This is a genomic window from Cyanothece sp. BG0011 (genome assembly GCF_003013815.1).
In the GTDB taxonomy this organism is placed as follows: domain Bacteria; phylum Cyanobacteriota; class Cyanobacteriia; order Cyanobacteriales; family Microcystaceae; genus Crocosphaera.
In genome coordinates, this window is the sequence record NZ_PRLH01000008.1 from 1 (window position 1) to 11,919 (window position 11,919).

The window sequence follows — 11,919 nt, forward strand, 5'->3', positions numbered from 1 at the left end:
AGGTCAATGGTTAAATCGACAGCATGGCCTAAATGGGGATAGATTTCAGCGTAAGCTTGTCCTGCGCTACTGTTGCCCCCTAAATAGACAATGTCTACTAAAGGATGTTCTTGTAGTAGTCTAACTAATTGGACTCCGCCATATCCCGAAGCTCCAATAATTCCCACTGATATTTTTTTCTGACTCACCCATATCGATTAATTCCTAATACGATTTCTCTTTAATATTGCCATTGACCGCATTGTAATCTTAAAACAGAGTCTTGAATCAAAAGCTTTTGTAAAGTTGAAGTTTTCACGCTTAACTGATTTGTACTATCTGCTCCCTGCTTCCTGCTCCCCCTGCTCCCCCTGCTCCCCACACTCATACTTACCATCCCCAACTGCCGGGTTCCCCTTTAAACGGTCCAACAACATCAGAGGTGATCCAACCTCCATAAAAGTTTCCGGGTTGGGGGGTGACGGTTTCCCCATCCACTAAACATTCATCCATCGGATCAGCATAAAATGCCACATAATCTTTAATATCGGCAAAGTCTGGGGTGGGGTTGGGGTAATACCAAGCCACATTAACCACTTGTTTATCCTTGACGGTAAGGGTGTAATAGTTTCCTGGGCCTTTCCATTCACAAAAAGAACCTTTTTCGGTGGGTTGTAAGTATTCCATTTTGATGTCTTCGGGGGGAATATAATAAGTCGGGGGATGGGAGGTTTCTAAGACACGATAGGCTTTTTTGGTATCAGCAATAGTAACACCATTAAAAATGATTTGAATATGTTTATCACAGGGTTCTAAACGAGGGGGACGAGGATAATCCCATACTGACTCTTGGCCTTCTTTGGGTTGAATGGGTTGGGGTCGAAACATGGTTAATAGTTAATAGTTAAGAAGATGGGCATTGCCCACCTTACAAAATTAACTCTTATCTTAACAAGAAAATTACCACATATAAAGCGGAGACAACTAACTGCATTGCCATCACCGGGAAACCATATTTAAGAAAGGTTTTAAAGGAAATGGGTTGACCATGTTGTTCAGAAACGCCGGCGGCCACAATATTAGAAGATGCCCCTACTAAAGTACCATTTCCTCCTAAGGTTGCCCCAAACATCATGGCATAAAATAAGGGTAAAACTTCGGGAGGTAAATGACCGGAAAAATCGGGATTTAAAATGTCAGGACTGGCTAAATTGATGTTAACCAGATACTCTTTTAAAAGAGGAACCATGGCCACAACTAGGGGAATATTAGGAACTACACTCGATAGAATTCCAACTAAAAATAAGAGAACTAATGCCCCTAACATGATATTTTGACCAATGACTAAGGCGAGTATTTTGGATAAATAGCTAGTTACTCCCGTCTTTTGTAACCCCCAATTAAAACAAAGGTGGACATAAAAAATAATAGGGTACTCCAATCTAAATCTCGAAAGATATTATTGATGGTATCAATTTTACTTTGATGGGCTAAAATTAGAGCCAATACTGCCCCAAATAAGGCGACAGAGGCAGGAGCAATCGGAGTGGGTAACGATTCCCCAATCATGAAAAATAAGAGGACAAAAGCCATAATAACTCCCCCTAACATTAAGACTTTTGGGTGATTAATTTTTGGCTGGGGTAACTGATCTAAATGGGTAAATTTTTTGTTCCATATTTTAGCAAAAAGAAACGGGGCCATCACTAAAATAGTAATAACGGCGATCGCTCCTCCTAAACTGAGTCGAGTTAGATAATCTGTAAAGCTTAAATTAATAGCATCCCCCACAATAAAAGTAGCCGGATCTCCTACTAACGTTAATAGTCCAGCACTATTAGCAACAAACACCATTAAAATGAGCAAGGGAACAAAATCTACGCCTATTTCTTGAGCAATAGGAGGAATTAATGGAGCTAATAACATCACTGTTGTCGCATTAGGTAAAACGGCACAAATTGGGGTAGTAACACCAATAATTCCCATAACTAAAAGTTTACCGCTTCCTTTAGCCATTAACACCATTTGAGTGGCTAAATATTCAAAAATTTTTGTCGGCTCAAAGGCTCTGACTAAAACCATAACTCCAAAAAATAGAGCTAATGTTCCATGACTATTACTAATATAATCAAATGCTTCTTGTAGGGTCATTATGTGGGTAAAAACAAGAATTAAAGCCCCCAAAAAAGCAGCGGCAGTGATGTGTAATCTTTCGGTCATAATGGCAAACATTACACCGATGAAACTAGAGATAGAAATAAGTGCGGGTAAAGACATAATTATTGCTCCTTTCTTGTTTAATTAAAGTCCATAAATTAAGGTAATCAGTAACGGGGTTCCTATCATAAATAATAGATTTAGCCATAAACCAATTTTTACAAAATCTGAAAATTTATAGCCTCCTGGTGCATAAACCATTGTATTAGTTTGGTAGCCAATGGGGGTTAAAAAGCTATTAGATGCAGCGAAGGTAACAGCAAAAATAAACGCCATTGGATTCAAAGTTAAGGATTTTGCGACTTCCACTGCAATGGGAATCATTAAAACAACACTGGCATTATTAGATAAAATTTCTGTCATTAATGAAGTCACAATATAAAAACAAGTTAAAAGCCAATAACCTGATAAATGACCTCCTAAGTCAACTAAAAAGTTAGCTAACCATTCAGTGGTTCCTGAGTTTTCCATGGCAATGCCTAACGGAATTAATCCAGCCAATAAAAAGATAATATCCCAACGCACTGCACCGTAGATTTCTCCTGGTTTTAAACATCCAGTAATAACCATTAAAATTACTCCCATTAAACTACTAACGAGGATAGGTAAAATATTAAAAGCAGCGATAAGAATAACTCCTAAAATAATAGATAATGCTATCCAAGCTTTATCAGTTCTAAGGGTTTCTAAGTCCCTTTCTTCTAACACTAATAATTCTCTAGTAGTTTGTAGACCGATAAAACTCTCTTTTGGGGCTTGTATAAGTAATAAATCTCCAAATTTAATGGAAAGTTTACCGAGCCTTTCTCTAACTAATTCTTCACCTCTACGGACAGCTAATACAGTGGAATTATACCGTTGTCGAAACCTTAAATCTTTTAGGGTTGAACCAATCAAACGGGAATTAGATAACACCAAAACTTCTGCGATTTTTTCCTCACTTTCTTGATTAGTTTGTTCTAGGTTACTAAATTTAAAATCGGCAAAAATTTCGACTCCTTTTTCATCTTTAATTTGTAGTAAACTTTCACGACTTCCTCTGACTAATAAGATATCTCCAACGGATAATCTTTTATCAGCAAAAGGGGAAATAAAATGGGTGTCATTATGGATTAACTCTAAGACATCAATATCAAACTTACGTTGAATTCCACTTTGTTTTAAGGTTTGTTTTACTAAACTAGAATTCGGTAAAATAATCAATTCTGTAACATAATCTTTTAAGTCATAATTTTCACTCATTAAGTTACTTTTTGCTGGTATTCTTTCAGATAACAACTTAGGAGCAAAAATCATTAAATAAACTAAACCAATAATAAAAGTAATGATTCCTAATCCTGTAAACTGAAATAAGCTAAATTCCCCATAACCTAACTGTTTAGAAACACCACTAGCTAAAAGATTAGTTGATGTGCCAATTAAAGTTAACATTCCGCCTAAAATAGTGACAAAAGATAAAGGAATTAAGAGTTTAGAAACGGATATTTTTCTCTGTTTACACCAAGCTTCAACAATGGGTAAAAAAATAGCAACCACAGCCGTATTATTAATAAAAGCACTAATAGGACCTACAATTAAACCCATGACTAAAATTTGTTGACTGGCACTTTTTCCACCCCATTTCATTAACAAATCTCGAACAATTTGTATCACTCCTGTACGAGTAATTCCTGCACTTAAAATAAACATGGCCATCACGGTAATGGTGGCATTATTCGCAAATCCTGAAATTCCTTCCTCTGGACTCACTAACTTGAGTAAAATCAAAACAACAGCCACCGATAAAGCAGTTAAATCAGCCGGTAGCCATTCAAAAACAAAGAAAACTAGAGCAATAATAATAATGGAAATAGTTAGAAGAATTGGCATATTTTAGAATTTAGAATTTAGAATTTAGAATTTAGAATGTAAAAAAAGATCCTAAACTATAAATAATTGTTCACTGATGATAGAGTGAGGAATAGGCAAGAGATTCTTTAAATGTTTGCTACCTATTCCTAGAATGTTGGACTTTGTCTAAATGTTTTTAAATTTAGATTTAGACTTAGGTTTTCTCTGGAAAAACCAGCGAGAAATCAACTTTTCTAACTCGATCCAAACAAACATTAAAGCACTAAATCCAAAACAGATTAACAACTCAGAAAAACTCAGGGTATGAGTGCCAAAAAACTGTTGTAATGGAGGAACATAAATCAACAAAATTTGCAAACAAGTGGTTAAAGTGACTGCCCCTAAAATATAAGGATTAGAAAAAGGATTGAGATTAATAGTTAACTGACTATCCGATCGCACCGCTAACCCGTGGCCCATCTGGGCTAAACACAAGGTGGTAAAGACCATGGTTTTCCAGCGATCGGGATCACCAGATTGATGAGCGTGATCATAAGCCCATACCATCAAAAGAATGGTCAAAATAGCAAAAATAACCCCAATTCTCACCATATATAAGCCTAAACCTCTAGAAAAAATGCTTTCACGGGGACTATAAGGCGGACGCTGCATCACGTTGGGTTCTGCTGGTTCCATAGCCAAAGCTAAAGCCGGTAAACCATCGGTAACAAGGTTCATCCAGAGAATTTGTAACGGGGATAGGGGAACCCCACCCAACCCAATCAGAGGGGCTGCTGCAATCACCAACACTTCGCCGATATTGCTACCTAAAATGTACTTGATGAAGCGACGAATATTATCGTAAACCACCCGTCCCTCTTCTGTGGCAGCGACAATGGTGGCAAAATTATCATCCAGTAAAATGGCATCGCTGGCCTCTTTACTAACATCGGTTCCGGTGATACCCATCGCGATACCAATATCTGCTTGTTTGAGGGCCGGGGCATCATTAACCCCGTCCCCTGTCATGGCCACAAACTCCCCTTGGTGTTGCAGGGCCTGGACAATTTGCAATTTATGTTCCGGGGCAACACGGGCATAAACACTCACCTTTGAAACGATTTTTCTCAGTTCTAAGGGGTTCATTTGTTCTAAATCTTGGCCCGTGACAATGGAATCATGGGGTTGGGCAATACCTAACTCAGTGGCGATCGCTTGGGCCGTTAGGGGATGATCTCCGGTAATCATAACGGGGCGAATACCAGCGTTACGGCAACTTAACACCGCTTGTTTAACTTCTTTGCGAGGGGCATCAATCATGGCCACTAATCCCAACCAAATCAGCCCGTTTTCTGCTGTTTCTGAGTCATGATCTTCAGGAACCTCATCCAGGAGTTTGATCCCTAACCCTAACACCCGTAATCCTTGGGCAGCCCATTGGTCGTTTTGGGCTAAAATTTGCCTCCGTTGTTCATGATTGAGAGAAACAGCTTGATTATTTCGATAAATCTTAGTGCATCGTTCTAAGACAATTTCTGGGGAACCCTTGCTATACATGATATAGGGGCTGGTTTCTTTCTCTTGAAACGTTTTAACCACCACCGACATTCGTTTACGTTCCGAAGAAAAGGGAATTTCAGCCACACGGGGCATTTCTAACCATAGGTCCTCCCGATAGAAACCTGCTTTACCTCCCAAAGTCAATAAAGCCCCTTCGGTGGGATCGCCTAAAATCTCCCAGTTTTTTGCTTTTTTGTGGAGTAGAGCATCATTACAGAAGACACAAGCTCGTAAAAGTTGTTCTAATTCGGGATTAATGTCGTATTCATCACTATTCTGAACGATAAAATCTCCTTGTGGGGCGTATCCTTCCCCAGTCACTTCGTAAGTATGGCTTCCTGTGTGAATCTTTTGAACCACCATTTTATTTTGGGTTAGGGTTCCTGTTTTATCGGAACAAATAGTAGTAACTGATCCCAAGGTTTCCACCGCCGGTAACTTACGAATTAAGGCGTGACGGCGTACCATGCGCTGAGTTCCAATGGCTAAGGTTACGGTAACGACGGCCGGCAACCCTTCGGGAACCACCGCCACCGCCATGCTCAAAGAAACCTCTAATAATTCCTCGAAATTTTGCCATCCTGAGCGCAAAACCCCCACAAATACCACTAAGACCACTAAAACTAAAGAACTACTCACTAAGACGTTGCCGAGTTGGGACATTCTGCGTTGTAAGGGTGTGTCTTCTGCTTCTACGCCTTGGATGAGGGTGGCAATGTGGCCGATCTCGGTGTCCATACCGGTGCGAGTTACCAGCACTTTGCCCCGTCCCTGAACCACTTCTGTGCCTTGAAAGACTAAATTAATGCGATCGCCTAAGGGAACCCCTTCCCCTAAAACGATGTCAGCTTGTTTATTGACGGTTTCCGCTTCTCCCGTTAAAGCAGACTCCCGAATTTGTAGATTATGGCTTTCCATTAAACGACCATCGGCCGCCAGGGAGACACCGGCCTCCAATAACATAATGTCCCCTGGAACGAGTTCGGTGGCTGAAATTTCTTCCACTTGACCGGCACGAATAACCCGTACATTAGGAGAAGATAAGCGTTTTAAGGCAGCTAAAGCTTTTTCTGCTTGACTTTCTTGAAAATACCCTAATAATCCATTGAGAATGACAATGGCGAAGATAGCCACCGCATCTTTAGGAAATGCTTGTTGTCGGATATCTAAAACAGCAGAGATGACGGCCACCGCCATTAACATCACTAGCATGATATTGGTGAACTGTTCCCATAAAATTGTTAACGGGGAACGGCCAGCCATTTCTTTGAGTTCGTTGGGACCGAAATATTGCTGACGTTGTTTGATTTGGTCTTGGGTTAAGCCTTGGTTAGCATCACTGTGTAATTTTTCTAAGGATGCGTCCACAGACAGGGCCTGCCATGAGTCACTAAGTTCGGGAAAGGCAGGAGACGGGGAAGTAGAGGTGGTAGGAAAGGTCATAGGAGTTAGTTTAAGAGGATTATTGAAAGATTTTGGGTAAAAATTGGGGAGCTTGCCAGGCTAGATAGGCCAGAGAACCGAAGAATAGGGTATTGAGCAGAGTTAAGCCATAACCGACACACATCATCAGTCCGTCTTTTTCGAGGGTGGCCACGGCCAGAACCAAAATAGCGATGGTGGGTAGGGGGTTGGTGAAAGGGATGGGTAACATCAGTAACACCGCTAACCAGGCCATACATAAGCCATTGCCTCGCCAAACTAAGGGATGGTTAGCAACGGTGAAAAAGCGAGGACGGCTGACTTTTTCTAGGTGTTTGGTCACTTTTTTTAAATTTTTGAGTAATTGTGTTGTAAAACCTTTAGGAAACTGGAATTCAGCGACGGGTTGGGGTAGCCAAGGCGATCGCCGTCCTAACCCCATTTGCAGGGATAACAGTAAACAACCTCCCCCTAAAATGCTCGAAAAACCAGGCGGCATGGGAAATAAAAACGGTAACACCAGTAAACTGATGGTTAAACAAAAACCTCGTTCTGACGTTTGTGAGAGAATTTCTCTTAAAGTCAGGGGACGAAGTAGCAAACAATTAAGTAAGGTTTCAAGATCCTCAGAAAATCTTAATTTCATTTACTAATCCGTTATTTTTATTGATAACCCTATTTTTTAAGGGCGAACATCAGTTCGCCCCTAGTGGTTTGAGTTCATTTTCTTCTCTAAATAGCTATCACGATAGGTTTCAGCTATTCATCGCTAAAAAATGTCTATATTTTGTTTCTAATTTCTTTTTGTTATGTGCTTCTCATACCTTGAGCCTCAATTTCAAAACAACAATCTAAGTTAAAGTAGGGTCAAACTCAGAGTCACTGAATGAAATCAAGGCATTTTTTTAAATGCTGATTGTTCAGTCTCCTCTCATTGCCGACGAGGTTAGCTGACGGGCTAGGATTGAGAGTTATCCCTTTCTAGTTGGCGTTCCCCTAGAAATGCGCCCCACGATTGGTTCCCCCGCTTTCTTACTTGCCAATTTTGGTCAACAAGAAACTAGGCTGACTTTCCTTTACTCTATTTATTACCTGACTTGGGGACATTTGTCAAGAGTTTATTCCTCTTTTTATAAAAAGTTAATGTTTTAACCTCTGTTATATAATAAAAAAAGACTGATAAATTAGGCAATATCTACTTATTTTATTCTATTTTACATCAACTCATTCAACTAATTATAAATTAATTAATTTTGGTCTATGCCTCTTCCTCGTTTAATAATTCTAATCATTGGTTTATGTATAATCATTGGCTTAATTATCTGGTTAATTAACTCTATTTATCGACTTTATATATCCATTTCTTTTACGGCTCCCTTATTAGCTAATTTTCTCATTTTTCTGATTATGGGATTATTAGGGTTGCTAATTTATGCTTTCATTTATTATTTTAATATTTTTTCTTCTCGTAAAAAGTCTCGTCGTCGTAATAAGCGTTATGCTAACCTAAAATTACCCGAACAAAAAACAGAAGCTGCTCAAGAAAACTTAAATGCCATTCGCAGACAACTCGAAACCATTCAAGATAAAGTCGCTCAAAAAGCATTATTAAATCGCTCCCAAGAAATTGCCGAAAATTTAAGGAGAGGAGAGTTTAAAGTCGTTGTTTTTGGCACAGGTTCAGCCGGAAAAACCTCTTTAGTTAATGCCTTATTAGGAGAAATTATCGGTCAAGTTCAAGCTACCATGGGAACGACAAAAATAGGAGAAACCTATTCTTTAAAATTAAAAGGTTTATCCAGAGAAATATTAATTACCGATACCCCTGGAATCTTAGAAGCAGGAATAGAAGGAACGGAAAGAGAACAGTTAGCTAGACAGTTAGCAACGGAAGCGGATTTACTCTTATTTGTCGTTGATAATGATTTAAGACAGTCAGAATATAAACCCTTACAAATTTTAGTCGATATTGGAAAGCGATCGCTATTAGTTTTTAATAAAGTTGATCTTTATACCGAAGAAGAAGAAACCCAAATTTTACAGCAACTCAAAGAAAGAGTAAAATCATTTATCCCTGAACAAGACGTTATTTCTGTAGCGGCTAATCCTCAAAGCTTTCCATCCCAAACCGGTCAAAAAGTTCAACCGTCTCCTGATATTCTTCCCTTAATTAAACGCTTAGCAACTATTTTAAGAGCAGAAGGAGAAGACTTAATCGCTGATAATATTTTATTACAATCCCAACGATTAGGAGAAGAAGCCAGAAACCTCATTGATCGTCAAAGAAAACGACAAAGCGATCAGATTATTGATCGTTATCAATGGATTAGTGCAGGGGTGATTGCTGTTACACCTTTACCCGTGGTTGATATGTTAGCCACCGCAGCCGTTAATGCTCAAATGGTAATAGAAATCGGCAAAGTTTATGGCTGTGAAATTAATAGCGATCGCGGTAAAGAATTAGCGTTATCATTAGGGAGGACGTTAGTTAGTTTAGGGGTGGTTAAAGGGGCGATCGATCTCTTAGGAAAAGCCTTACAATTACATATCGCCACCTATTTAGTCGGGAAAGCTATTCAAGGGGTTACCGCAGCTTATTTAACCCGTATTGCTGGTAAAAGCTTTGTTGAATATTTCCGTCAAGATCAAGACTGGGGTGATGGAGGAATGACAGAAGTGGTACAACGACAGTTTCAACTCAGTCGAAAGGATGAATTTCTCAAAGCTTTTGTCAAGGATGCTATCACTAAAGTGGTGCAACCCTTATCAGACAGTTGGGAAGAAGAGACAGAAGAGATGGAAGATAGAAAACCCCTCAAACAACCCCCTCTGCAACAACAAGCGGTGTTAGAAGATGAAGAGGAGGATGATTGGTAAACGCAGGTGCAAGATGTGAGTCAGTTACATTTCATCTAAAATTGATATAAGATCACTTAGTAGACCTATTATTTATCAGGAAAATAGTTCATTATGGATAGTTCCATTACCCAATTAATTTTTCAAACCCTCAGCGCATTTCTTAACATCTATTTGGTATTACTGTTTATTCGCATTCTTTTATCGTGGTTTCAAAGTGCGGAATGGGCAATGAATGCCATGTCTTTTTTAAGTCCTATTACTGACCCTTATCTTAACATTTTCCGTTCTATTATTCCCCCACTAGGTGGCATCGATTTTTCTGCCATTTTAGCGATTTTGGCGTTACAATTTCTTTCGAGTGCCATTGATAGCTTATATGTTTCTAGTATGACAGGATTTTAAATGATTAGAAAAATACCCCATCCCTGTTAAGCTGTTATCTATTTAAACAGGGTATTTAAAGGTTTAATACAAAGGATTAAACTCTTTTTCCTGCGCTCCCTTTGCTCCCTGCTCCCATGCAGTCTAAACTAGCAACTTAAATGATTAACAGCTTATGATGGGGCATTTTTTTGTTAAAAAATAGGGGTAACTTTTGTGGTAAATCCAGACGCTTTAAATTTCTTCAATTTTAAGGGAGTGGGTTGATTCGCTGGAACGGTAATTCTTACTTCAAAATCACTCACTCCTGGGGGAACTTCTGCAATGGAACCTACACGACTTCTGTTTTGTAAAGCGGGTTCATTATTAGCATCTAAAATCCGTCCGAAGACATCAGCATCATAAACCATTTTACCCGATGTATTTTTAGCTTTTCCTGTGATAATATAACAATCAGCAGGAAGACTCGAACCCCCACTGGTGACATTACCTTCTGCTAATTCTGGAGGACAATCTTTATAAGAAATATCGAATAAATCAATATTGGTTAAAGCTAAAGCGGGTTGACTCCAGAAGCTGGTGAATACAGAGAAGACACACCCGATTATTATTGCGATCGCATGATTTTTTATAAACTGTAACATTAATCATTTCCTCAACTTGTCGTTTTAAGGTAATATAGACTTCTTGATTATTATCATAACAAGGCCAGTCATTTCAATTTACTAAATTATCTCATGGTTCGGCGTTATATCAAATATTTGCCCGTCTTTTTAGCTATCGCCTTATTAACTCTTTCTATTGTTACCATTAGCCATGAGTTTAAAGACCATAATCCTGCTGAAATTTTACGCTATTTAAGTAACCTAAACACAACTCACAAAATAGGCGTTATTGCTTTAACCAGTCTAGGATATTTTATCATGACGGGTTACGATTTTTTAGGATTTCATTATATTGATCAATACCTCAAACGGTCTAAAATTATCATGACAGCTTTTATCAGTTATGCTGTGGGTAATACCATTGGGTTTACTGCGTTTTCAGGAACAGCAATTCGTTACCGTTTTTACGGGAGTTGGGGGGTTTCTAAGGTAAAAATTGCTCAATTAATTATTTTTACTCATTTAACGTTTTGGGTGGGATTATTAGGGGTGGGTGGCGTTGTCTTTTTAATTGATCCTTTAAGTTTACCAAAAATTTTAAATCTACCTTTTCAATCTGCTCATCCTATTGGTTTCGTTTTTCTTGTTTTAGTTTCTATTTATTTTATTATTAGTTTTTTTAGAAAACAACCTTTTAAAATGGGTTCAGAATTGATCTATTTTCCTTCCCCGAAAATTTCTTTAGCTTCTATTTGTATTGCTGCCATGGACTGGGGAGTTGCTTCTGGAGTCTTATATTTATTGCTTCCGTTATCAGAAAAAATATCATTTCCTGGCTTTTTTGGCATTTATATTTTAGGATTAACGGCCGGTTTAATTAGTAGTGTTCCTGGGGGATTAGGGGTTTTTGAAACCGTTATTTTATTGTCTCTTCCTAATACTATTTCTCAAGCAGATATTTTAGGAGGATTGATTGCATATCGAGGAATTTATTACTTTTTACCGTTGGTAGTTGCTATATTTTTGTTGATTATTAAAGAAGTACAGCAACAAAGAAGTTAACTGC

Annotated in this window: 8 protein-coding genes, 2 pseudogenes and 1 riboswitch; of the genes and pseudogenes, 3 read left to right on the plus strand and 7 right to left on the minus strand. The window is 38.6% G+C overall.

Annotation, left to right across the window (positions count from 1 at the left end; genetic code table 11):
* The 6 genes and pseudogenes from argC to C4E06_RS02440 form a co-directional block, all read right to left on the minus strand.
* Positions 1 to 188 (minus strand): annotated as a pseudogene (gene argC / locus C4E06_RS02415) (N-acetyl-gamma-glutamyl-phosphate reductase); the annotation flags it as partial.
* 181 nt (positions 189 to 369) lie between these two features.
* The gene (locus C4E06_RS02420; RefSeq protein ID WP_107666640.1) at positions 370 to 867 is read right to left on the minus strand and encodes a DUF427 domain-containing protein; all 498 of its coding nucleotides are present in this window, start codon (positions 865 to 867) and stop codon (positions 370 to 372) included.
* Between the two features lie 55 nt (positions 868 to 922).
* A pseudogene (locus C4E06_RS29425) lies at positions 923 to 2,262 on the minus strand (ArsB/NhaD family transporter).
* Between the two features lie 18 nt (positions 2,263 to 2,280).
* Positions 2,281 to 4,065: an SLC13 family permease gene (locus C4E06_RS02430; RefSeq protein WP_107666641.1), complete on the minus strand. Its 1,785-nt coding sequence runs from the start codon at positions 4,063 to 4,065 to the stop codon at positions 2,281 to 2,283.
* Positions 4,066 to 4,212: 147 nt separating this feature from the next.
* A complete protein-coding gene (locus tag C4E06_RS02435; protein ID WP_107666642.1) occupies positions 4,213 to 7,029 on the minus strand; it encodes a cation-translocating P-type ATPase in 2,817 nt (938 codons plus the stop codon).
* Between the two features lie 19 nt (positions 7,030 to 7,048).
* Entirely contained in the window at positions 7,049 to 7,654 is a 606-nt protein-coding gene (locus C4E06_RS02440; protein ID WP_107666643.1) for an exopolysaccharide biosynthesis protein, read from the minus strand.
* A 274-nt stretch (positions 7,655 to 7,928) separates the two neighbouring features.
* Positions 7,929 to 8,085: riboswitch (cyclic di-AMP (ydaO/yuaA leader) on the minus strand.
* A 183-nt stretch (positions 8,086 to 8,268) separates the two neighbouring features.
* Between C4E06_RS02440 and C4E06_RS02445 the strand changes: the two genes are divergently transcribed.
* Together C4E06_RS02445 and C4E06_RS02450 are read left to right on the plus strand one after the other, a co-directional pair.
* Positions 8,269 to 9,885 (plus strand): YcjF family protein, encoded by a 1,617-nt coding sequence (locus C4E06_RS02445; RefSeq protein WP_107666644.1) that lies wholly within the window; start codon positions 8,269 to 8,271, stop codon positions 9,883 to 9,885.
* A gap of 93 nt (positions 9,886 to 9,978) precedes the next feature.
* The gene (locus C4E06_RS02450) at positions 9,979 to 10,269 is read left to right on the plus strand and encodes a YggT family protein (RefSeq protein WP_107666645.1); all 291 of its coding nucleotides are present in this window, start codon (positions 9,979 to 9,981) and stop codon (positions 10,267 to 10,269) included.
* Between the two features lie 173 nt (positions 10,270 to 10,442).
* On the opposite strand, the gene C4E06_RS02455 is transcribed toward C4E06_RS02450, so the two are convergent.
* Complete coding sequence (locus C4E06_RS02455; protein WP_107666646.1) at positions 10,443 to 10,892, minus strand: hypothetical protein; 450 nt, start codon at positions 10,890 to 10,892, stop codon at positions 10,443 to 10,445.
* A gap of 93 nt (positions 10,893 to 10,985) precedes the next feature.
* On the opposite strand from C4E06_RS02455, the gene C4E06_RS02460 reads away from it, so the two are divergent.
* Positions 10,986 to 11,915: a lysylphosphatidylglycerol synthase domain-containing protein gene (locus tag C4E06_RS02460; protein WP_107666647.1), complete on the plus strand. Its 930-nt coding sequence runs from the start codon at positions 10,986 to 10,988 to the stop codon at positions 11,913 to 11,915.
* The last annotated feature ends 4 nt before the right edge of the window (positions 11,916 to 11,919 follow it).

Excerpts from the sequence above, each read along its gene's own strand:
- C4E06_RS02420 (WP_107666640.1), bottom strand. The coding sequence starts at position 867 with ATGTTTCGACCCCAACCCATTCAACCCAAAGAAGGCCAAGAGTCAGTA.
- C4E06_RS02430 (WP_107666641.1), bottom strand. The coding sequence starts at position 4,065 with ATGCCAATTCTTCTAACTATTTCCATTATTATTATTGCTCTAGTTTTC.
- C4E06_RS02435 (WP_107666642.1), bottom strand. The coding sequence starts at position 7,029 with ATGACCTTTCCTACCACCTCTACTTCCCCGTCTCCTGCCTTTCCCGAA.
- C4E06_RS02440 (WP_107666643.1), bottom strand. The coding sequence starts at position 7,654 with ATGAAATTAAGATTTTCTGAGGATCTTGAAACCTTACTTAATTGTTTG.
- C4E06_RS02445 (WP_107666644.1), top strand. The coding sequence starts at position 8,269 with ATGCCTCTTCCTCGTTTAATAATTCTAATCATTGGTTTATGTATAATC.
- C4E06_RS02450 (WP_107666645.1), top strand. The coding sequence starts at position 9,979 with ATGGATAGTTCCATTACCCAATTAATTTTTCAAACCCTCAGCGCATTT.
- C4E06_RS02455 (WP_107666646.1), bottom strand. The coding sequence starts at position 10,892 with ATGTTACAGTTTATAAAAAATCATGCGATCGCAATAATAATCGGGTGT.
- C4E06_RS02460 (WP_107666647.1), top strand. The coding sequence starts at position 10,986 with ATGGTTCGGCGTTATATCAAATATTTGCCCGTCTTTTTAGCTATCGCC.